Below are 21,249 nucleotides of genomic sequence, written 5' to 3' on the forward strand. Positions count from 1 at the left end.
GGTGCCTTTGAGAGCGCTCTCAAGGTGCAGTCACTGTGCTCTCGCACCCTCCGACCGTCAAGTGTTAAAACAGGGAAAGTCCTTCTGGCGCGGGGGAGTTCACTGGGTGAAGGCGTGGACGGGCTGGACCGCGCTGCCCGCCTTCCAGTCCGTCCAGGACAGGTTCCAGCCGTTCAGGCCGTTGGACGGCTCCACGGTCCTCTCGCCCGTAGCCCGCGACGGAGCTGTCGTCCGCGCTCTTGGCGTCGTGCAGCCCGATACAGGCGTGGCTGGTGTTCCGGTGCCCGAAAACCGCGGTGGACGCCCAGGTGACGCCCAGGACTTGGGACGGCTACAAGACGGACCCCCGTATCGCGCCGCACGTCGTTGTGGTCTGCGGGGTGGATCACTGGCCGCGGGGCGTCATCGACGCCTTCCGGGACACGCGCCCTGGCAAGGAGGGCGCGGCCGGCAGGCCGAAGGGGAGCTCCAACGCGGTACCCAGCGGCGAGCTCCGCGACAAGGTGGCGGCCCTCTTGGACGCGTTGCCGGCGATCACGATTGCCGAGGTCGGGAGGGTGTCGTGCAGCGTGACTGTGGTGCCGTCAGTCGGGGCAGTCGCGTTGTTGCCGACGGTGATGGTGTAGGCGGCGGGCCGGTCCGGAATGAAGTTCCCGGTATGGCTCTTGGTGATGGTCAAGGAAGGCTGGGGGCCGGGGGGCAGGGTGATCGCGATGCACGGGGGCGCCGGAAGGTCTTGATCGTTCTCATCGGCATTTTCTGTACGCCAACTACTGAGTGCAGCCGGACAGGGAACCAACGGGGTTCCCCTGCCGGTAGGTTGAGATTTCGAACGCCCTCTCTCAATGTTGCGGAAGCCTGGTGTGTCGCGGATCGGTCTCACCGTGCGTGGACCGTGCATCCTGTTCCAGCGGGCGGCGGCGGGCGGTTGGCATCGAGGACTTGCATGTGGACGCCGCTCGGGGAGCGGCTGTAGTAGATGTCCATGGCACAGCCTTCGCCCTTGGAGATCCCGGTGCGGTACTCCTCGAACAGCTTGACCGGCTCCTCTGAGACCAGTCCGCTGACCAACGATTCCAGCGCGCAGTGCGGGCATGCCTCCAGCGCTGCGTAGCGGCGCCGACCCCATCGGCCGTTCAGTTTCACCGCGACCAGCAGGTCACCGCTCAGATCGAGCTTCAGGGTCATCCCCGGATGGCTCAGGCGGGGATCGCGCAGCCACCCGAGCAGGTCCTGCCCGATCCCGTTCGGGTCGGCTTCGACGCGTGGTATCCGGTCCCAGAGCTTGGCCTCGTAATACGGGGCGAGCGCGGGGCTGTGGGCAGCCTGCAGAATCGACAGGACCAGGAGCCAGTCGGCCACGTACCACACCAGTCGCCAGCCGTGCATGTCGCCGCCGGCGTAGAGCAGGACACCCAGGAGGACGAACAGCACGGGCAACAGGACCCGCCCCCGCCACTGCTGCGTCACAGCGAAATAGGAGACCACCGGCATGCCGAGCAGGCCCAGCAGTTCCAGTACCAGCATCACGCGCCTCCCCGATCGGCGCCCCTGGGCGCGGTCGATTGCCATGCGGTGAACAGGGGTATCCCGCCGCCGTCGAAGACCACGACGCCGAACGGTCGGTCAAAGGCGATGTGTCGGATCACGGGAGGACGGTCGGAGACACTGCGCACGTGGCTGTAGCCCGTTACCGCTGCGGCTTCCAACCCCCGCTCGTTCACCTTCAGCGAGGACTCCTGTACTATCTGGCTGATCATCAGGGATTCGGGCGACATGCCGGAGAAGTCCGCGAGTTCCGAGACGGCCTGCCTCACCCCGAGCTCCGCAAGGTGTCGCGTCACATCAAGTCCCGTACGCAGGCGCAGCCGTGGGAGTGCGAGGGTGACCGCGTCCGCCTCCACCGGCTGCCGTAGCCCGTGCGGCGCCCAAGCGGCGGGCAATACGTCGGCAGCGGGCAGGCCGGGCTCACCGAGAACGAAGCGCACCTGAACGGGCTCCTGGCCCTGCCTCGCCTGACAGCGCAGCGCCACCACATCCACCGGGCTCCCGGACGTTCCGGGAGCTGTCCACGCGTGGGTCGGCCGGGGCAGGGTCTGGAACATGGTCGGCACTTGGTGCTCAATCCCGCGCCCGTCGGTGAAGGGCAGGTCCGTTGTGTCCTGCGGCCGGAAGGGGGACACCCAGTCCGCCTTCAGGGAAAGCGCGTTGACCAGGACGAGCAGTACTTCCTGGTTCACCGCGAGCGGCAGCGTGCCGATCAGCCCGCGCGCCGCCCTGCGTACCCAGGCGTCCACAGCCGCCAGGGCATCCAGGCTGTTCGGGTCCAAGTGCCCGAAGCTGATGTGAGGCAGCGATTCGCGGTAGTCCCGGTACAGGGGAGTCCGAGCCCACATCCCGGTGGCAACCGTCAGGCCGCCTGTCCCCGCCAGCTCACTTGTCACGGAGGTGGCCGTCGCGCCGGCGTCCGGCCCGGCCATCCCCAGCAACGACCGCAGCTCCTTGGCCGTCCCCGCACGGGCGCCCGCCGCAGCAGCTGACAGGGCGAGCCACAACCCTGCCGGTGAGCACACGAAATCCCCGTCCCCGGCCCCCACCACCGGGTCACTGGCAACCTGAGCCTGCCAGCGCTCGGCCAGCTCGCGGATTGCCGGAACGTGCTGCGGCAGCCCGGTTTTTGTCACACGTTCCCCCTGGGCTCCAGCCTGCTCACCGATTCGTGCAAACGTACCAGTCCGGTCGGACAACGCTCAGCGAATCGGCACCTACACCGCCTCCGGTGGCATCGTGAACGCATCCACTGTCAGCTGCCGTTCTCACGCGGTGTCAAGCGGTGGCTCGACCAGAATCTCGCAGCTCGCTACGACCTGTCGGCCCTCGCCGAGGCGTTTCAGGTGAGCACGCGCACCATGCTCCATCGCTTCGGTCAGGAGGCCGGTCAGACCCCGCTTGTGTACTTGCAGTCCGCTCGGGTCCGCCGTGCTTGTCACCTCTTGGAGACGAGCGACAGGACCGTCGCAGGCATCGCCGCCGATCTCGGGTGCGCGGACACGAGCACCCGGACACTGGCCGACGGGCCTGGTGTACACCTGGCAGCAGTCCATCGGACAGTCCTCCCAAGCGAGACAGCTCTCCCCGGCCTGGAGAAGGAGCAAGGCGTCGGGCGACCCGCGTGGGGGCTCCCGTTCGATTGACAATTCGGAGGGGGCCTGCCGACGAGGGGCCCTGGCCGGCTGTGGCCGTGTCGTACGTGGCGTACTCCAGTCCGATGGAGAGGGTGGGCGGCGTCGTGGGTCCAACGCGGTGGAGCGCGGCTCCGGCCGTCGTAGCAGGCCTCGGAGATGAGTGCGGCTATCCGATCGTCGATCTTCCACGAACTGCCGATCATGCGGGAAAGCCCGGCAGGCTGGAAGGCAGGAGAGGGGCGGAGAGCGTCGTCGAGTCAGCTGCGTCGATGGCCTGCGCGGGAGGTGGCCTGACATGGGGGAGGGCGGCCCAAGGGGACCGCCACGGTGGCACTTCGGACGTGCGGTGTCCGCCATGCCTCGGCGGCGGCACACTGGAGGCAACGGGGCGATCGGGCGTGCCCCTCGGGCGGGCCGAGGGCCGCAACCCCCAGCCGGACTGTCGGCCGGTCGCCCTTGGTGGATCAGTACGGCGGGAGCGGAGATGGCTGAGGCTTCCGGAGCGGCCACGCGGCATGGACCCGCGGCCTGCCACATGGACGAGACCGGGTTGCGCCGCTTGCTCGCCGGTCTCACTGCGGTCCGGGACGGCGATTTCCACACCCGGATCCCCGAAGACGGCGACGGGCTGCTTGGCGAGATCGCCACCGTTTTCAACGGCATGCTGGACCAGTTGTCACGGTTCACCTCCGAGGTGACCCGGGTGGCCCGCGAGGTCGGCAGCGAGGGCCGCCTCGGCGGGGAGGCCCGGGTGCCGGACGTGTCGGGGTCGTGGAAGGACCTCACCGAATCGGTGAACGCGATGGGCGGCAACCTCACCACTCAGGTGCGCAACATCGCGCAGGTGGCCACCGCCGTGGCCTGCGGCGACCTCTCCCAGAAGATCACCGTGGACGCTCGCGGGGAGATCCTCGAGCTCAAGGAGACCATCAACACGATGGTCGACCAGCTTTCGGCATTTGCCGACGAGGTGACCCGGGTGGCCCGCGAGGTGGGCACCGAGGGCAACCTCGGCGGCCAGGCCACCGTCCGCGGGGTCTCCGGCACCTGGAAGGACCTCACCGACAACGTCAATGTCATGGCGTCCAATCTCACCGGCCAGGTGCGGAACATCGCTCAGGTGGCCACCGCCGTGGCCCGGGGCGACCTCTCCCAGCGGATCGGCGTCGAGGCCAAGGGGGAGGTCGCCGCCCTTGCCGGGGTCATCAACACCATGGTCGACACCCTGTCGGCATTCGCCGACGAGGTCACCAGAGTGGCCTGTGAGGTGGGCACCGAGGGCATTCTCGGCGGCCAGGCCCGGGTGCCGCATGTGGCGGGTACCTGGAAGGACCTCACGGACAGCGTCAACTCCATGGCGAACAACCTGACCGGCCAGGTCCGCAATATCGCCCAGGTCACCACCGCCGTCGCCCAGGGCGACCTCACCCGCAAGATCGACGTGGACGCCCGCGGGGAGATCCTGGAACTCAAGACCACCATCAACACCATGGTGGATCAGCTGTCCTCCTTCGCCGCGGAGGTGACACGGGTGGCCCGCGAGGTCGGCAGCGAGGGTCGCCTCGGCGGGCAGGCTGAAGTGGAGGGCGTCTCGGGCACCTGGAAGCGGCTCACCGAGAACGTGAACGAGCTGGCCGACAACCTCACCCTGCAGGTCCGCGCAATCGCCGAGGTCACCAGTGCGGTGGCAGAAGGCGATCTCACCCGCTCCATCACCGTGGACGCCTCCGGAGAGGTTGCCGAGCTCAAGGACAACATCAATGCCATGGTGAAGTCGCTGCGCCAGACCATCCAGGCCAACCAGGAGCAGGACTGGCTCAAGACCAACCTGGCCCGGATCTCCGGCCTGATCCAGGGCCGTCGCGATCTCGCCGACGTGGCCAGGCTGATCATGGACGAGCTGGTGCCGCTGGTCTCGGCCCAGTACGGCGCCTTCTTCCTCGTCGAGGACACCGACGAAGGCGTGCAGCTGTGCCTCATCGACTCCTACGGACGTCCCGAGGGCTCCCACCGCCCCACACGGTTCCGGCTCGGCGAGTCACTGGTGGGTCAGGCCGCCCGCAGCCGACGCACCATCGCCGTGGACGACGTACCAGCCGATTACGTCACTGTCTCCTCCGGTCTTGGCAGTGCGGCCCCCAGTAGCCTGATCGTGCTGCCCCTCACGGTGGAGGAGCAGGTTCTCGGCGTCATCGAACTGGCCTCCACCGGCCGCTTCACCCCGGTGCACCGGGACTTCCTGGACCAGCTGATGGAGACCGTGGGCGCCAATCTCAGCACCATCCTCGCCAACGCCCGCACCGACGAGCTCCTGGGCGAGTCCCAACGCCTCGCGGGCGAGCTCCAGGCCCGTTCGGAGGAACTCCAGGTCCGTCAGGAGGAGCTGCAGCACTCCAACGCCGAGCTGGAGGAGAAGGCCGCGCTGCTGGCCAGCCAGAACCGCGACATCGAGACGAAGAACCTGGAGATCGAGCAGGCGCGGCAGGAGCTCGAGGCCCGGGCACGGGAGCTCGCCCGTGCCTCCAAATACAAGTCGGAGTTCCTGGCCAACATGAGCCACGAGCTGCGGACGCCACTCAACAGCCTGCTCATCCTCGCCCAGCTGCTGGCCCAGAACCCCACCCGCAACCTCACCCCGAAGCAGGTGGAGTACGCGGAAGTCATCCACTCCGCCGGCTCCGACCTGCTCCAACTGATCAACGACATCCTCGACCTGTCCAAGGTCGAGGCGGGGAAGATGGGCATCAGCCCCGAGCGCTTCGGGCTGCGTCAGCTGCTGGACTACCTGGAGGCTGCCTTCCGTCCCCTGACCGCCCAGAAAGGGCTGGAGTTCCGGCTCCTCACGGCACCCGGAGTCCAGTCCGAACTGGTCACCGACGAGTCCCGGCTGCGCCAGGTCTTGCGCAACCTGCTCTCCAACGCGGTGAAGTTCACCGAGGCAGGCCACGTCGAGCTGCGGGTCGAACCCGTCGACACAGCCTCCACCGACCTGCCCGACTTCGTCCGCCGCGGCAGCGCCGCCCTGGCCTTCCGGGTCAGCGACACCGGCATCGGCATCTCGGACCAGCAACTGGAGAGCATCTTCGGTGCCTTCCAGCAGGCCGATGGCACCACCAGCCGCAGATACGGAGGAACCGGCCTGGGCCTGTCCATCTGCCGCGAGATCGCCTACCTGCTCGGCGGCACCATCAGCGCCAGGAGCACCCAGGGCGAGGGCAGCTGCTTCACCCTGTACCTGCCGACTGTGCACCCCGCCGTCCAGCACACCGGGGCCCCACCCGCAGCCGCCGCATCCTCACCGGCGGCAGTGCCCGGTGCCGAGCTCTGCGAGGACCGGGGCACCGTGGCCGGCGGCCTGGAACGCCCCGGCGAAGCCGGCCTCGCCCCGGACACCCACGGCGCGCCCACCGCGCTGTTCCGCGTGCTGGTCGTCGAGGCCGCGCCGCGAGGACTGCTGTCCCGGCTGACCGAGAGCGCCGTCGCCGAGCTGCCCGGACTCAACGCGCCCGTTCTGGTGGACACCGCCACGGATCCCGGTCAGGCGGCGGCCGCACTGGCCGACCGGGCACACCACTGCGTAGTAGTGGACCATGGCCCGTCGAAGGAAAGAGCAGGTGAACTGCTGGAGCTCCTCGACGCCGACCCGGCCCTGCGCCACGTTCCCGTCCTTGTCTACGGTAGCCACCCGGCCCCCTCGGCCGAGGAGGAGCATCGGCTCAGGGAACGCGCCGGCGCCCAGCCGCTCGAAGTGCTCACCAGCCTGGACGAGCTGCGCGAACGCGTCGTGGCGCACCTGAGCGCCGAGCGCCCCGGCGACGCCCTGTCACTGGGCCGCGCCCCGGTGACCAGGCCGCAGCCCGCACCTCAGGAGTCCGATCCCCTGGTCGACCGCACCGTACTGATCGTCGACGACGATGCCCGGAGCGTCTTTGCCCTCACCGGCATCCTCGAACTGCACGGTATGCGGGTCCTGCATGCCGAGAACGGCCGTGAAGGCTTGGAGGCACTGGCCGATGAGGACATCGACCTGGTCCTGATGGACGTGATGATGCCGGAGATGGACGGTTACGCGGCCACCGCGGCGATTCGGGCGGTGCCCGGGCGCCGCCGGGTGCCGATCATCGCGGTCACCGCCAAGGCCATGTCCGGTGACCAGGAGAAGTGCCTGGCCGCCGGGGCCGACGACTACGTACCCAAGCCCTTCGACGCACAACAGTTGGTCGACTGCATGCGCCGCTGGCTCGACCTGTGATGTGCTTGGAATGGGTACCAGGCGAGCAGTCTTCCGCCGGATCCCCGGGCCGAGGAGCACCGCCGAGGAGCACCGCCGAGGAGCACCCCATGGTGGAGCAGCAGCGCGAGCCCATGGGGCAGCGTCCCCCTAACGAACCCGGAGTGTGTCCTTCACAGCACGGTGAGGCCGCAGTGGCTGAGCTGGCGGCGACCGTCGACCGGCTGAGTACCGAGATTCGCGCTGGGCGCGAGGACCGCGAGGCCCGGGTTCTGGTGGCACTCGCCCAGGGCATCCTGGTGGAACGGCTGAACTGCGCTCCAGCCGAAGCCGCGCGGCAGCTGCAGAGGCTCGCCTCCGACGCCCGGATGGCTCTGCGCGAGCTGGCCGCCGACATCGTCAACCAGGCAGCCGCGGACGCCACCGCCTGCGCGGTCGCGGAAGCCCGCTCTACGCAGGCCATATCCCGTAGCGGCCGGACGGAAGAGGGAGCCGCGGGTCCGCAGGACGGAGGGACCGCCCTGCGGCTGCGTATGGCGGAGGCCGCCGCCATCCTGGCCGGTGACGACGCCCAGGCGCTCGCCCGGGCCCTCCTCGACCGGTCGCTGCGGCCATTGGGCGCCACCGCCGCCGCCGTGTGGTCGGCCGCGCCTGACGGCTCTCTCACGCTCGCGGGAGAGGCAGGGTTCGGCCCTGCTGAGGCCACCCGCTGGCGCTATGTCCCGCCCGGACTCGGCACGCCGGCCCAGCAGGCCATCAGCGAGGACCGGACAGTGTGGATCAGCGAGCCCGGCGACGTTCTGACGCCCACCATCGGCGGCGGCAGCAGCGGCTCACGAGCCGTCGTGCCCGCTCAAGGCGGCGATCAGCGGGTGGCCGTCCTAGAGGTCCACTGGCCCGGCGCCCACCCCGGGCTCGCCCTCCAGCGGCAGCTGGATGCCCTGGCCCAGCTGTGCGTCCTGTCACTGTCCGACCAGGGCGTGGCATTGGGCAGGCCGCCCGGAGAAGCCGCCGCCTGGCTCGTCGGTTTGCTCGACGGCCTGCTGGACTCCGCCGCTCTGCTGCGGCCGTTGCGGGACCACGCCGGCCGGATCACCGACTTCATGATCGAGCACACCAACGAGCGGTTCACCGATCCGGCCGGTCGTCCCCGTGGCGAGGTGACAGGGCTCCCGCTGCTGGAGGCGTATCCGCTGTTTGCCGCGGAGGGTGGGCTGTTCGACCGGATCAAGCAGGTGCACCGCACCGGGGCCACGTATCGCAGCCAGAGCGCGGTGCTCAGGTTCCCGGGCAGTCCGGTGCCCCCGGCCGTCGTTGCCGCCGTGGGGCTGGCCCGCTTCGGCGATGTGGTGCTCCTCAGCTGGCGGCTCCCGGAGGGCGACGCCCGGCTGGCCGACCTGCTGAAGCACGCCCAGCGGCTCAGTCAGATCGGCGCCTTTGAGGAGAACCTGGCCACCGGTGAGATCACCTGGACCGAGCAGCTGTCCACGCTGTACGGGCTGCCACCCGGCGCGGCCCCGGTTCCGCTGCACCGGCTCTCCGAACATGCGCACCCCGACGACACCGGCGCCGTGGGGCGCTTCCTGCGCACCGTGCTGCACCAGCGGGAGGAGAGCGCCATCACCTTCCGGCTTCGGCGCGCCGGTGACGTGGTCCGCCACCTGCGGGTGGTCGCCGAACCCGTCTGCGACGCCTCCGGGCTCTTGGTCGCAGTACGCGGCGCCTACCAGGACATCTCTCCGCACCGATGGACCGAGGTCGCGCTGGCCGCCACCCGGGACCGGTTGGCCGGTGCCGAGCAGCAGGCCGCGGAGCGTCATCGACTGACTCGGCAGTTGCAGCGGGCGATCATGCCCCCGACCGAACATCCGGTGTACGGGGCGAGGCTGCGGCTCGCCGTCCGCTACCGCCCGGCAGAGGAGGACCAGCGGGTCGGCGGAGACTGGTACGACGCCGTCGTGCTCCCCGATGGCCGGGTGCTGCTCACGGTTGGCGACATCGCGGGCCACGGCATTGCTGCCGCGACGGGCATGGTCGTCCTGCGCAACGCCCTGCGCGGCCTGGCCATCACCGGTGCGGGACCGGCCCGGCTGCTCTCCTGGCTGAACGGCGTCGCCTGCTGCCTCACCGAGCAGGTCACTGCGACCGTCGTCTGCGGCCTGTTCGATCCCGCCGTCCGCACCCTGCGCTGGGCCAATGCGGGACACGTACCTCCGATCCTCGTCAGCCGGGGGAAGGCCCACGCGCTCAAGCCGCCGGACGGCGTGCTGCTGGGCGCTGTCGACGCCGCCGCGTACGAGGAGACCGGGCACGAGCTGCAGCAGCAGGACATCTTGCTGATGTACACCGACGGCCTGATCGAGCGCCGCGACAGCAGCATGGACGAAGCCCTCGAACAGCTCCTGGACGCCGCCAGCCGCCCGGTGGACAACCTTGAGGACTATCTGGACCTTCTGCTGTCCTGTGACATCGCCGACACCGATGACGACACCTGCCTGATCGCCGTTCAACCGACCTGATCGCTGTGCTGCCAGTGGAACGACATCCGCGCCGAGCGCTCGGTGGCGCCGCATCGCCATGCGCGCTGTGCTTCTCCACACCGTGAGGTGCCGGCACCGTGCGCCGGCAGCGCGACGGACATGGGTTTAGAGCTCGTTACAGAATGAGCCGTCCGCGACCAGTCGGGTTTCCGCCCCGTCCTTTGTCTCGGGCGCCGCAACCTACCCGTCGCCGACCGTTGGCCACCGATCTTGGATAGGCTGCGCGGGGAGCATTTAAGGAGGGGTCATGGCGAAGGTCACCATCAGTCTGGACAGCGATCTGGCCATCGAGGTCATGCTGCTGGCTGGTACCAGGAGTCCTCAGGACGCTGTCGAGTTGATCGTCCGGGACTACCTGGCACGGGGTCACCGCACCGAGGCTCGTACGGGTAACGTCGCCGACCAGGATCGCCTCGCCGACCGGCGGTCAGTGCCGGAAGAGGGTCGATGAGCACTTCGGGTGCGATCGGCGTGTCGGCTGGTGGTTGAGCATCACGCCGTTATCTGAGCGTTCTGCGTGTCGGACGGCGCGCCGAGTGAGGCCAGGGACCGATCGACTGAACTACCGGCCGCGGCCTAGTCAGTAGTTGGAGAGGGCTCTTTCGTCTCCAGTCTGCCGAGTCGATCTGGCCGAAGGCCGGCATGCGGAGGCTGACCGCATTGGATCGGAGGGTCGCCTCGGCATCGAGCTGCGCGAGCTTGTCCTGGGCGCTGGCGAGGCTGCCCTGGAAGCCCTCCACCTCACCGAGCCAGCCTTCACGCTCGGACTCGGCGATGTGGGCGATCAGGTTGTTACGGATGTTGGCGAGCCGTGCCCGTTGGGCCGGAGATCGGGTCAAAGGAGTGAGCATCTGACACAGGCTTCTCCGAACCAGCAATCGCTACTCAGGCCCCTGGGTAAACCGCTGGCAGCAGGGCCCTCGCCGGGCAAAGATGCAGCCTTGCGCTAGAGGCCATCCGCTTACCGATCAAGCGCGTTGCCTGGTCGAACAGGGGTCTTGACCGGGTGATCGCGGGACTCCGCCCCGGGGTGTCGGGGTCCTTCCCCGGCGCCTTGATGGTGGCCATTGCCGGCGTACTGGTGCACGCGCAGAGCTGTATACGGGCGAACTCACAGAGCTTCGGCATCACCACTGTTCGGTGATCCGCTTTATGCGGGAGGCGAACGATCTTGCGGTAGCAGCGTCCGGCCGCGTGAACCCCCGTCCCTGACCCCCGGCCGACAGTGTTGACTTTCCTGACTGGAAAGCCAACACTGAGCTTTCCAGACAGGAAAGTGAGGCGTCATGGACGAGCTGACACCTGAGCAGGCACGAGCCGCGCTGGACACCGTGGAGCGATCCCGCCGCAGGGTGATCGACGAGATCGACGTGCCGCGCTGGTACTGGGCGGGCCTGGCCACAGGCTGGCTCGCGCTCGGCGTGATCGCCGACCTACATCATCCGCTGGTGACCACCCTGGTCACGCTCGCCTTCGGGGCCGCGCACTCCTCGATCGCACCCCGGGTGGTCAACGGACGGCACCGCAACAGCCAGATGAGCGTGCGCGCTGACATCGCCGGCCCACGGCTGGCAGCCTGGGTGCTGGGCAGTCTGGTCGCCCTGGTCGGGGTCACCATCGCCGCAGCGCTCATCCTGAACGCCGACGACGCGCGTCACCCGGTCACCGGGGCGGCCGTCCTGGCCGCGGTCATGCTCGTGCTGGGCGGGCCGCTGCTGCTGGCCGCGGCACGCCGCCGCGCCGTACGGACCGGCGCGGCATCATGACCATGCCACGGTTCGACGAGCTGATCCATCCCAGCACCCGGCTGTCCATCGTCTCCCTGCTTGCGGCCGCCGACTGGGCCGACTTCGGCTACATCCGCGACCAGCTCGGACTGTCCGACTCCGCACTGTCCAAACAGCTCTCGACGCTGGAGCAGGCCGACTACGTCACCGTCGACCGCTCCATCAGACGCCGCGTACGCGCCCGCCTGACCACCGACGGTCGAGCCGCCTTCCAAGGCCATGTAGCCGCACTGCAGGCCATCGTGGCCACCGCGAACGCCCCGTCCGCCGGCTCCGTCGGCGACAGGCCACGCAACTGACCGCGGATGGTGTCTCAGACGCCACCCGCATACAGCGCGGCAGGCTTGATCAGTCGAACACGGTTCCTGTTCGGGTGATCTCTCGGTCGTCGGGGCATACCGGCAGGGCCTCCTGGTAGCTCGGGGTTGCGATCCCAACCGAGCAGCACCAGCAGGCCCTGTGTCGCAGTCTTTCGTGCTCGCGTGCGTGGAGTCCCACTCGCCGTCACGGACATGTGACTGTCTCGCGCACCGGTTCGGGAACGCGGCGGACGGTGGTGCGGGAATCGCTGCCTGTTCCAGCATGGTTGGCGGGCCGGGGCGGCCGGCCGGATGGCTACTGCCACCGACAGATGGTCGATGCTGTGCGCTATGTCGTTGACAACGGTGTGAAGTGGGCGAACCTGCCGATGGACTTCCCGCCGTTCAGGCGGGTGCACGCCTTCGCCCGCCGCTGGCAGGTCCAGGGCCTGCTCACCGAGCTCCACGACCGGCTGCGCGACCGCGTTCGTGTGATGGAAGGACGCCCACCGGATCCGAGTGCGGCGATCGTGGACTCGCAGTCGCTGCGGGCGGCGGCGACATCCCGCGTTCGACGTCCGGGTGGGACGGCGGGAAGAAGGTGGGCGGACGCAAGAGGCACCTGGTGGTGGACTGCCTCGGCCTGGTCCTGGCCGTGGCGGTGACCGCGGCAAGCGTGCAGGACCGCGACGCCGCCGTCCCGCTGCTTCAGCGGCTGCGGGATCTGTACTTCTCCATCCGCCTGGTGTGGGCGGACGGCGGCTATGCCGGCAGCCTGGTCGACTGGGCCCGCGCGAACTTCTGCCTCACCCTCGAGATCGTCAAACGCACCGACGACACAGCGGGGTCCGTGGTGCCGACGCGCAGGTGGGTGGTGGAGAGAACACTGCGCTGGTTGATGCGCTCGCTTCGCCTGGTGCGTGACTACGAGACGCTGCCCGCCATGCACGAGGCCATGGTGCTGTGGTCGATGACCATGCTGATGAGCGGCTGCCTTGCCGGGCGTCGACCGGGCGCCTTCAGCCGGCCCGGCGTCTTGAGCGGGGCGAACACCCCCGGCCGCGGTTGAAGCGCCCACCCCCGCTCCACCAGGCATTTCGCCTTGGACTGCAGCCCCTCGACCTTCGCCGGGACCACCTGAAGGCCCAGGGCTGCGGTCAGCTGCTGACAGCGCATGCCTTTCCGGCCCGCCTCCGACTCCAGCACGGACATGATCCGCTGGTAATCCGGAGGCAGGGCCGACGCTGTCATACCCTCGGTCCAACGCGGGACCGCCGACGCCGTCGCCGCGCTTGCCACCGGCTCCGCGGCCGCGGACGGCGGCTCGGCCAGCACCTCGGCCACCGTCACCCGGGCATCGGCCGGCCGCGCCAGCCTGCTCTCCGCCTCAACGAGCGCCGCCCGCACCCGCTCGGCCTCCTCCTGCAGCCGCGCAACCTCTTCCCGGACCTTCATCTCCCGGGCCTCCAGCAGTCCAAGCACCGACGGCACCAGCCACCTCCACGAGCGAGACGAACGGACGAACCACGGCCATCTCTCCCGCCGCCAGCCGGAGTTCATGCCCACCCAGCCCGAACCAAACGATCACGTTCGAAAAGCGGATGGCGTCTAACACTCCCTGAAATCAGCTGCTGTCGTGGGACTCATGTTCAGTGGGGGACTGGCAGGCCTGGCACAGTTCGTGCCGCCCCTGGAAAGTGATCACGCTTCCCCAGCCGTTGCACACCTCGCAGTCGGCAGCCAAAGCGGCGTTGGCGCGGGTGTTGGACTCGGGAGCGGCCATCGTTCCGTAGGTCATTGAGATTCTCCTGGCGTCGGGACTGTCCCGGTGGTGCACCCCTTGGCTGCACAAAGCCCAGTTTATTCCGCTTGATGTCTGATTGTGCCCGTTCATGTAGATTTTATGACCGTTTTACCTAGAGTGGCAGCCGGACTCGCCTGCGCCCGGGGAATCGACCCCTGAAGTGGTGCCGCGGCGGGGTGGCCGGCCGACGGTCGAGGGGGCGTGGCAAGCAGGGTCGTGCCGCTCTCGTGCCAGAACGGACGGGGACTTACGGGGAACCGAGGTACACAGAGGTGAGTCCCGACGGGCTCCGCCCAAGCCAGGAAACCCGCAGTTCAAACCCGTGATCACCCAACGTCGCTCCTAAGGCGGGGCTCTAACGTCTGGGGCCGTCGCTCACGTCTGACAGTCAAGCACTGTGCCCTCCGCGTGCCCGCCGCAGAGGGACTGCACGGGGAACAGCGGGGAGTCGCGGCGACTGCACTGGAAACACTCAGGTCAGCGTCTCCCCTGGTCAGCACCCACCCGCATACGCGATCTTCAAAACTAATGATCCGGGACCCGCGTAGCGGCGTTTGACCGGGTCATTGAAACTCCCGGCGGCACGGCGGCCCGGGGATCACCGCTGGTCAGCGTCGCCCTTGGGGCCGGGTTGTGTGCGCATGTTGCCGTCGCGTGCGGGGTCAGGGCGCCGGGAGCACACTGGGGTGGATCTTTACGTCCTGGGCCTGTGGCCGGGGGTACCGGGTGCAGTGAAAGGGAGACCGGGATGCGGGCGAGTGTGGGTGACGTGCTGAGGTCCACGGGCTGAAATGTCGGCGCGGCCGAACGCCGCGCGGCGGTGATCGAGGTTCCTGGGCCGGGCGGTGAGTCGCCGTACCGGGTGCAGTGTGACGGCGGCCGGCAGACGGAGATCTTCCCCGGCTCCGGCTGTCTCGTCGATACGCACGAGGCCCGCCTGACCGGCCGGCGCCTCGATTGAGTTGAGGCGGACGTGGTGGAGTGGGTGGTGTCGGTGGAGCGGGAGCCGGACGGGTACGTGATCTCCTGCCCGGGCTCCGGGGTGGTGGGAGATGGGCCGACCGAGTCGGACGCCTGGTGGAACTTCTGGGGCGCGGCGCGGGCGAGCTGGAAACCGCCTGGGGCAGGGAGCACGGCGCCCGGTGACCGGCTGCCGCAGCGTCGGCACGAGCGGGCGCGGGTCCGCACGATCCGGGTGCGGGACCTGTTGGGTTGACCGGCCGGGCCCGGCCATGGCACCGCACCGCCCCACCCCCGCGCCCCAGAGCCCTTGGGCCGTCCTGGGATGCGGCCCGTCCCCGGCGCCGACGCGTGGTGGAGGTGGCGCAGCCGGGGGACGGTGCATGAGAGGGGCCGTGATGATGTCCGGCCCGTGCGGCAGCAGACAGTGCTGTCAAGCCTCGGGCCGGGCCTGGCCTGCGGCTGTGTAGGCCTGTTCGGCCTGCCAGGTGGTGGGGATGCCCAGAGCGGTGGGCGCGTCGGCGATTCCGGCGCCGGTGCGGGGGCACGTGCCGGGCAGGGGGCGGCAGGTGGTGCGCAGCAGCAGGTACAGGTGGTCGGCGCGCGTGGCGGTGCGCGGCATCACGTGGGTGCGCAGATGGTCGTGGTGGGCCAGGAGCAGGACCGAGGCCCATCAGCCGCTCGCGGCCGGGGCCTGTCAGAGGCCGCCGGTGTTGAGCAGCCGGTTGGGGGTGTCGGAGCGGACGCCGTGCACGGCACCGCGGGTGGCCGTGTGGTCGAGCCAGACGTGGACCTCGTTGGTTGTGGCGTGGGGGTGTGCCGACAGGTACAGCGCGATGACGCCGGTCGCGTGCGGCGCGGCCCAGGACGTCGCGCCGAAGTCCTGGGTGGTCGTATCGCCGCCGGCGAGGGCGGCGGTCACCTTCTGGCCGGGGGCGTACAGATTGACGCACCGTCCGTAGTCCGATCCGTAGGAGCCGCCGTCGCTCCATACACGGTCGTTCGAGGTGGAGGCCGCCACGACGATCGTGCCGGGGACGCCGGCCGGGGAGTGCTTGCAGGCGTCGTCATGGAAGTTGCCGGCCGACACCACTGTCGGGATCCCCGCGTCGACCATCTTCTTCACGGCGGAATCCACGGCCGCCGACCGGTGGTCGAAGTTGAGCGACATGTTCACCACCGCGGGCTTCTGCGCGTGCGCGGTGACCCACTTGACCGACTTCACCACGGCCGCCTCGGCCGCCGCCGGGGAGCCGCCGCCCTCGCTCTCGCACAGGATGCCCTGGACCCGTACGAGCTCCGCCTTGGGTGCCACCCCGTACTTCGCCCCGCCGATGATGCCCGCGACGAACGTGCCGTGCCCGATGCCGCCCTCGTCGGGGCAGTCACGGGAGTCCTTTGGGCCCACGAAGTCGGCGCCGAGGTGGGCGCGTCCGCCGAACTCCTTGTGGGCGATGTCCATCCCGGTGTCGATCACGTAGACGTGAACGCCCTTGCCCGTGGCGGTGGTGGTGAACTTGCCGTTCAGCGGCCGCGACCGCTGGTCCAGAATGTCCAGGTTCCACGGTACGTGCCGGGTGATGGGCGACACCCCGGTCTTCGCGACCCCGGACAACTTCCCCACGGCGTCGGAAGAAGTCGGCGCCGAGTCGGACGACGTGCCGTCCCCGGCGCGCGCCGCGGACTTCCCCTTCGCGTGCGCGGGGAGCTTATCGCCACTCCCCCCGTCCGCCGCGCCGGATGCCCCGCCGCAGGCCGAGGCCCCGAGCACCGTCACCGTGGCCACCGCCACGAGACCGGCCTTCGTCACGTTCCCCTTCACAACGTCCCCCACATCCCGCTTCGAACACAGCCAGCACACAAGACGATCACAGGAGGCGGGCGGTTCCAGCGGAGCGTGCGGTGGATCAGCTCACGTCCTGGGCCGGGAAGTGATTGCTTCCGTGGCGTCGGACTCGCGGTCCTCGACGTGTGCGTACCGCGAGCAGGTCGCCGGTCGCGGCGGTGGGCCCTGTCCGCCATGCGCAGGAGTTCGGGGACACGGCCGGCGTGCTGCCTGCGGCGGCAGATGATGCCGCCGAGCTGCACGGGCAGGGCGAAGTGCTGGCTGGTGACCGTTGGTCCCGTTACACGACAACTGCAGCGCCCCGGCCTCGCCGATCACGTGCAGTATGCTCACCGCACCCGGGCCACAGTGCATACGCGGCTTCCGATGTGACCGTCCGTCACAAAGGCGCATCTGGCGACCAACCCGGGGAACGCGGAGATGACTCGTCCTGTGTCGCGGCGCCAGCCGGGCCTCGGAAGAGGTCCTCAGTTGGGCCGGGAGGCGCAGCTCGCAGTGGCGGGGCTCGCTGAAGCTGGGGACGTCGGGGACACCGCGTGGAACATGACCATTCTTGACGGGGGCGGCCGGTTATGCAGGTGGGGCGCGGCCGAGAGGGAAGGACGCAGGCGATGGATGCCGTAAGAAGGGAGCCGGGGTCCGCAGGGGAACCGGTCGGTGCGGTCGGGCAGGGCCGGTATGCGCTGCAGGCGCCGTTGGGCGAGGGTGGTATGGCGTCCGTGTTCCGTGCGCATGATTCGGTGCTGGGCCGTACCGTCGCAGTGAAGACTCTGCATTCGGAGCTGGCACGTGATCCGTCTTTCAGAGCACGGTTCCGGCGTGAGGCGCAGGCGGTGGCCGCGCTCAGCCATGCCAACATTGTGGCGGTCCACGACAGTGGCGAGGACGCCGGTGACGGCGGTGTGGTGCAGTACATCGTCATGGAATACGTACGGGGCCGGTCGCTGGGGGAGCTGATCCGGGACAGCGCGGCCAGCGGCGGGACATTGCCGTTGGACCGGGCGCTGGCCATGACCGCGTCGGTTCTGGACGCTCTGGAGTACAGCCATCGGCGTGGGCTGGTGCACCGGGACATCAAGCCCGCCAATGTAATGGTGACCGACGAGGGCACAGTGAAGGTGATGGATTTCGGCATCGCCCGTGCCCTGCTGTCGGACGCGACGGCAATGACCCGGACCGGGACAGTGCTCGGCACCCCGCACTACCTCTCCCCGGAGCAGGCCCAGGGCAAGCCCGCCGACGCCCGCTCGGACCTCTACTCGGTCGGCTGCATGCTCTTCGAACTGGTCACCAACAGGCTGCCGTTCGACGGTGAGTCCACGATGGCCGTGCTCTACCAGCATGTTCAGCAGCCGGCACCGGTACCGTCCTCGGTCAACGCATCCCTTCCGAGTGCCGTCGACGTGATCGTTGCCCGTGCGCTGAGCAAGGATCCCGCAAACCGGTACCCCAGCGCCGAGGCCATGGCCGACGACATCCGCCGGGCCGCATCGGGCCGCACTCCCACCATGCAGGTGCCCCTCCACGACATCCCCACCATCACAGCCCCTGCCGACACGAACCCTGGCCCCGTGTTCATCAACACCAGCACAATCGACCCTCACTCAGGCAACGGTGCACCACACACCGTCACCGTCGATTTCCGTCGCGCGGGCCTGAACGTTAGCGGCACAGCGTGGGCCCGGCGGTCGGTCAAGGTAAGCATCGGGATCTCCACGGCAATAGCACTCGGCTCGGTGGCCATCGCCGTCTACTTCGCACAGTCCCTGTTCTCAGGCTCCTATTCTCCCGATCCCCGGGCGACCGGAGCACTGAGCGGCTGCAGCGTCGACTATTCCTGGGGAGACACAGCCATGCCTCCCTCGTTCACGGGTATGTCACCCGCAGAAGCGAAGTCCTGCGCCGAGATCGCGGGGCTGAAAGTCGATCAGAAGACCACCCTTGGAACGAAGTCCGACAAGGACACCGTGGTCAAGCAGGATCCGGGGTCGTCCCAGGAGGTCGAGGAGGGCAGCACAGTCACGATCTACGTGTCTACCGGAGGCGACCCCCGGGCCACCGGCGACCTCGCCGACTGCGAGGTGGAGGAGATCCACGGCAAGATTTTGACGCCGGCGTTCACAGGCAGGACCAAAGCCAAGGCACGCCTCTGCGCGGACATAGCCCACGTGAAGCTGCAGGAAGCCGGGACTGTGCGGGACAAGAACACCGCTCCCGGACAGGTGGCGAAGCAGGAACCGGTCAGCTGGGAAAGCATCCAAGCGGGCAGCACCGTCAAGATATGGATATCCAGCGGAGGCGACCCGAGGGCCACGGGGAACCTGTCCAACTGCGACACCTACGTCTCGAGCGAGCAGCCCTATGCACCGAACCTGACCTACATGACAACCGCCGAAGCACGGCTCTGCGCGAAGATAGCCCACATCAAACTCGAAGAGCACACCATCCCTGATCGATTCACTGCGGTCGGCAACGTCGTGAAGCAGGAACCCGACAGCAGCACACACATAGAACCCGGCGGCACTGTCAGGATCTGGATCTCCGCAGGCAGCCCGTAGTATCCCTTTTCTCGACGATGGCGGCTGCGGGGTGACCAGCGTCACGCCGGCACCCGGCGACACAATGACGGACCGGCGCCTTTTCACCCGTTCACCGTGCGCCCGCGGCGCACCCGTGGTTTGGCCCACCGTTCCGGCATCCTGGAACCGAGCGTGGCGCCGTCCTCGGTGACCACAATTGACGCCCAGCCCGGTGTGCCGGTTCACCTGAGGGGGGGGCGGAGAGGCTGCCGGTCACGGAGGCGGCGAGGGTGATGGCGGCCGGGAAGGTGGTCGCGGCGCGCATGACGGCCGCTGGCCAGGTGGCGCCGTCCATGCGCGCGAGCTTGCCCGCGCCGGCAGCGGCCAGCAGCGCGAAGATGACGATCACGGCGGTGGTCAGGAGAACGACAGCAACGAACACGATTGAATCCCGGTACACGGTGGGGTGTTGACGTGGTCGAAGGTCGCGGAAACGGTGTGGGCCGGGGTTCGCCCGGACGAAGATGAACACTGGCGAACACACCACGGCCCGGGGGCGAATACGTGCACGACGAGGAGAACGGCCACGTGCCGGCACTCACCGGACTCCGCAGCAGACTGGAGGACGCTCTGGCCCGCATGAAGTTGAGCAAGAAGGATCTGGCGGCCCGGGCGGGGGGTGGGGCGTACGACCGTGCAAGCGGCGTTCCAGGCCGGTGGGCCGGTGCCGTCGGCACAGACGGTGGCGGCGCTGGCCCGCGCGCTGAGGCTGCCTGCCGAGGAGCTGTTGGAGCGGCGGCGGAAGGCGGCCGACGACGGCGAGCGCGAGGACGGTGACCGGCCGGGGCCGGGCCGTCCGATCGGGCAGTGGGATCCGCTCGATCTGGAGGTCCACCCCGCCGGGCCCAGCATTACTGCAGCAGGCGTCGGCGCCCCCAGGGGGCAAGAGCTGCCCGGGTACGCACCGCGCGAGCACGATCGGGTGCTGGCCGAGGCGGTTCGGCAGGCTGCGGCCGGCCGCAGCCGCATCGTGGTCCTGGCCACGGCAGGCGCAGTGCCGGGCTGCAGACAGTGCTGGAAGTACGCGAGCGCGGCTGCCCCGGCGGCGAGAGCGTCGTGAAGGCCGCGCGGACTTTCCGTCCGCCCTGCCCCGCAAGGCTCCTTCCGTGCGGGACGTGACCAGCTGGCTCACCTGTCATCCCGACCGTCTCACCGGCGACCAGGCCCAGCAGCTCAAGGCGATCCTGGCACGCTGTCCCCTCCTCGACCGAACCGCCCACCACGTCCGCGCGTTCGCCGAGTTGATGAACGGCCGCCAGGGCAGACACCTCGACCAGTGGATCACCCAGGTCCAGGCCGAGGACCTGCCCGCCCTGCACACGTTCGTCACCGGCCTGGGCCAGGACCTCGATGCCGCTCCCGTTCGGATGATCACGGATTGGCCGGCGCATGAAGGAAGGGCCTCCTGCATAGCTCGGAGATGTCGGCTCAAACAAGCACCCAGGAGGCCCATGTGTCACAGTCTTCCGCGCCCGTCGCGTCGGTATCCAACTCGAGTGTGTCGCGGTGCGATTGCCTCGCTCACCGGTTCGGTAACGCCGCCGACCATGAAGGCCGCGAGCGCCGCTACCCCAGCGATCTGACCGACGCCGAGTGGGCGGTGGTCCGCGACGCGCTGCCGATGCCGCGCCGGCTTCAGGGACGGGGCGGCCGACCGGAGTCCTACTGCCACCGCGTGATGGTCGACGCCGTGCTCTGCCTGGTCGACGGCGGCATCAAGTGGCCTGCGATGCCGGTCGACTTCCCTGGCTGGGTGGCCGTCTACAACGACGACGGCTGGCAACCGTTGCCGCCTGAGTTTGGTTCGGCTCCGGACGGACCTGCTGGTGCCAGCTGCCCGGTGGTACGAGGCCGGCGTCTTCGACCGGCTGCACCGCAGCCTGCTCGCCGGGCTGCATGCGGCCGCCGAACTGGACTGGACCCGAGCTTGCGTGGATGCCTCATACATCCGTGCGAAAAAAGGGGGTGAGGCCACTGGCCCGTCGCCGGTGGCCCGCGAGTAGCCGGGCGGTGAACAC

Annotated in this window: 19 protein-coding genes and 3 pseudogenes; 15 read left to right on the forward strand and 7 right to left on the reverse strand. The window is 69.0% G+C overall.

What is annotated here, in order from left to right:
* Positions 1-99: 99 nt before the first annotated feature.
* The 4 genes and pseudogenes from ACWGKT_RS19990 to ACWGKT_RS20005 all read right to left on the reverse strand — a co-directional run.
* Positions 100-322: pseudogene (locus tag ACWGKT_RS19990) on the reverse strand (hypothetical protein); the annotation flags it as partial.
* Positions 323-385: 63 nt separating this feature from the next.
* Positions 386-679 carry a hypothetical protein gene (locus ACWGKT_RS19995; RefSeq protein WP_453274720.1) on the reverse strand — a complete coding sequence of 98 codons (294 nt, stop codon included), beginning with the start codon at positions 677-679 and terminating at the stop codon, positions 386-388.
* A gap of 200 nt (positions 680-879) precedes the next feature.
* The gene (locus ACWGKT_RS20000) at positions 880-1,527 is read right to left on the reverse strand and encodes a hypothetical protein (protein ID WP_453274721.1); all 648 of its coding nucleotides are present in this window, start codon (positions 1,525-1,527) and stop codon (positions 880-882) included.
* Positions 1,527-2,684 (reverse strand): serpin family protein, encoded by a 1,158-nt coding sequence (locus ACWGKT_RS20005; protein ID WP_453274722.1) that lies wholly within the window; start codon positions 2,682-2,684, stop codon positions 1,527-1,529. The genes ACWGKT_RS20000 and ACWGKT_RS20005 overlap by 1 nt, the downstream gene beginning before the upstream one ends.
* On the opposite strand from ACWGKT_RS20005, the gene ACWGKT_RS20010 reads away from it, so the two are divergent.
* The 8 genes from ACWGKT_RS20010 (at position 2,658) to ACWGKT_RS20045 (ending at position 13,111) form a co-directional block, all read left to right on the forward strand.
* Positions 2,658-3,194: a helix-turn-helix domain-containing protein gene (locus tag ACWGKT_RS20010; protein WP_453274723.1), complete on the forward strand. Its 537-nt coding sequence runs from the start codon at positions 2,658-2,660 to the stop codon at positions 3,192-3,194. The genes ACWGKT_RS20005 and ACWGKT_RS20010 overlap by 27 nt on opposite strands.
* A 475-nt stretch (positions 3,195-3,669) precedes the next feature.
* Positions 3,670-7,437 carry a HAMP domain-containing protein gene (locus ACWGKT_RS20015; RefSeq protein ID WP_453274724.1) on the forward strand — a complete coding sequence of 1,256 codons (3,768 nt, stop codon included), beginning with the start codon at positions 3,670-3,672 and terminating at the stop codon, positions 7,435-7,437.
* 173 nt (positions 7,438-7,610) lie between these two features.
* The gene (locus ACWGKT_RS20020; protein WP_453274725.1) at positions 7,611-9,935 is read left to right on the forward strand and encodes a SpoIIE family protein phosphatase; all 2,325 of its coding nucleotides are present in this window, start codon (positions 7,611-7,613) and stop codon (positions 9,933-9,935) included.
* A 268-nt stretch (positions 9,936-10,203) separates the two neighbouring features.
* A complete protein-coding gene (locus ACWGKT_RS20025; protein ID WP_453274726.1) occupies positions 10,204-10,407 on the forward strand; it encodes a hypothetical protein in 204 nt (67 codons plus the stop codon).
* A gap of 835 nt (positions 10,408-11,242) precedes the next feature.
* Positions 11,243-11,722 (forward strand): hypothetical protein, encoded by a 480-nt coding sequence (locus ACWGKT_RS20030; RefSeq protein ID WP_453274727.1) that lies wholly within the window; start codon positions 11,243-11,245, stop codon positions 11,720-11,722.
* Positions 11,719-12,042: a transcriptional regulator gene (locus tag ACWGKT_RS20035; protein WP_356158754.1), complete on the forward strand. Its 324-nt coding sequence runs from the start codon at positions 11,719-11,721 to the stop codon at positions 12,040-12,042. Before ACWGKT_RS20030 ends, ACWGKT_RS20035 begins: the two co-directional genes overlap by 4 nt.
* Positions 12,043-12,299: 257 nt before the next feature.
* Positions 12,300-12,707, forward strand: a complete 408-nt coding sequence (locus ACWGKT_RS20040) for a transposase (protein WP_453274764.1) — start codon at positions 12,300-12,302, stop codon at positions 12,705-12,707.
* Positions 12,671-13,111, forward strand: a complete 441-nt coding sequence (locus tag ACWGKT_RS20045) for a transposase (RefSeq protein ID WP_453274765.1) — start codon at positions 12,671-12,673, stop codon at positions 13,109-13,111. The genes ACWGKT_RS20040 and ACWGKT_RS20045 overlap by 37 nt, the downstream gene beginning before the upstream one ends.
* 555 nt (positions 13,112-13,666) lie before the next feature.
* Here ACWGKT_RS20045 and ACWGKT_RS20050 read toward each other — a convergent pair.
* Entirely contained in the window at positions 13,667-13,840 is a 174-nt protein-coding gene (locus tag ACWGKT_RS20050) for a hypothetical protein (protein ID WP_356158769.1), read from the reverse strand.
* A gap of 811 nt (positions 13,841-14,651) precedes the next feature.
* On the opposite strand from ACWGKT_RS20050, the pseudogene ACWGKT_RS20055 reads away from it, so the two are divergent.
* A pseudogene (locus ACWGKT_RS20055) lies at positions 14,652-14,807 on the forward strand (DUF1918 domain-containing protein); the annotation flags it as partial.
* A gap of 12 nt (positions 14,808-14,819) precedes the next feature.
* Positions 14,820-15,062 (forward strand): hypothetical protein, encoded by a 243-nt coding sequence (locus ACWGKT_RS20060; protein ID WP_453274728.1) that lies wholly within the window; start codon positions 14,820-14,822, stop codon positions 15,060-15,062.
* A 177-nt stretch (positions 15,063-15,239) separates the two neighbouring features.
* On the opposite strand, the gene ACWGKT_RS20065 is transcribed toward ACWGKT_RS20060, so the two are convergent.
* Complete coding sequence (locus ACWGKT_RS20065) at positions 15,240-15,428, reverse strand: hypothetical protein (RefSeq protein ID WP_453274729.1); 189 nt, start codon at positions 15,426-15,428, stop codon at positions 15,240-15,242.
* A gap of 75 nt (positions 15,429-15,503) precedes the next feature.
* Positions 15,504-16,616, reverse strand: a complete 1,113-nt coding sequence (locus tag ACWGKT_RS20070) for a S8 family peptidase (protein ID WP_453274730.1) — start codon at positions 16,614-16,616, stop codon at positions 15,504-15,506.
* 647 nt (positions 16,617-17,263) lie between these two features.
* Here ACWGKT_RS20070 and pknB point away from each other — a divergent pair.
* From pknB to ACWGKT_RS20095, 5 genes and pseudogenes are all read left to right on the forward strand, one after another.
* A complete protein-coding gene (gene pknB, locus ACWGKT_RS20075; RefSeq protein ID WP_453274731.1) occupies positions 17,264-19,210 on the forward strand; it encodes a Stk1 family PASTA domain-containing Ser/Thr kinase in 1,947 nt (648 codons plus the stop codon).
* 685 nt (positions 19,211-19,895) lie between these two features.
* Positions 19,896-20,291 carry a hypothetical protein gene (locus tag ACWGKT_RS20080; RefSeq protein ID WP_453274732.1) on the forward strand — a complete coding sequence of 132 codons (396 nt, stop codon included), beginning with the start codon at positions 19,896-19,898 and terminating at the stop codon, positions 20,289-20,291.
* Positions 20,292-20,346: 55 nt separating this feature from the next.
* Entirely contained in the window at positions 20,347-20,814 is a 468-nt protein-coding gene (locus tag ACWGKT_RS20085; protein WP_453274768.1) for a hypothetical protein, read from the forward strand.
* A 38-nt stretch (positions 20,815-20,852) separates the two neighbouring features.
* Positions 20,853-20,939, forward strand: a pseudogene (locus ACWGKT_RS20090) (hypothetical protein); the annotation flags it as partial.
* Between the two features lie 118 nt (positions 20,940-21,057).
* Positions 21,058-21,234 carry a hypothetical protein gene (locus ACWGKT_RS20095; protein WP_453274769.1) on the forward strand — a complete coding sequence of 59 codons (177 nt, stop codon included), beginning with the start codon at positions 21,058-21,060 and terminating at the stop codon, positions 21,232-21,234.
* Positions 21,235-21,249 lie beyond the last annotated feature (15 nt).

Source organism: Streptomyces sp. NPDC054794, from assembly GCF_053611585.1.

Coding starts and splice junctions, on each gene's coding strand:
- ACWGKT_RS20035 (WP_356158754.1), top strand. CDS start 11,719: ATGACCATGCCACGGTTCGACGAGCTGATCCATCCCAGCACCCGGCTG.
- ACWGKT_RS20050 (WP_356158769.1), bottom strand. CDS start 13,840: ATGACCTACGGAACGATGGCCGCTCCCGAGTCCAACACCCGCGCCAAC.
- ACWGKT_RS20030 (WP_453274727.1), top strand. CDS start 11,243: ATGGACGAGCTGACACCTGAGCAGGCACGAGCCGCGCTGGACACCGTG.
- ACWGKT_RS20015 (WP_453274724.1), top strand. CDS start 3,670: ATGGCTGAGGCTTCCGGAGCGGCCACGCGGCATGGACCCGCGGCCTGC.
- ACWGKT_RS20065 (WP_453274729.1), bottom strand. CDS start 15,428: ATGCCGCGCACCGCCACGCGCGCCGACCACCTGTACCTGCTGCTGCGC.
- ACWGKT_RS20025 (WP_453274726.1), top strand. CDS start 10,204: ATGGCGAAGGTCACCATCAGTCTGGACAGCGATCTGGCCATCGAGGTC.
- ACWGKT_RS20000 (WP_453274721.1), bottom strand. CDS start 1,527: ATGCTGGTACTGGAACTGCTGGGCCTGCTCGGCATGCCGGTGGTCTCC.
- pknB (WP_453274731.1), top strand. CDS start 17,264: ATGGATGCCGTAAGAAGGGAGCCGGGGTCCGCAGGGGAACCGGTCGGT.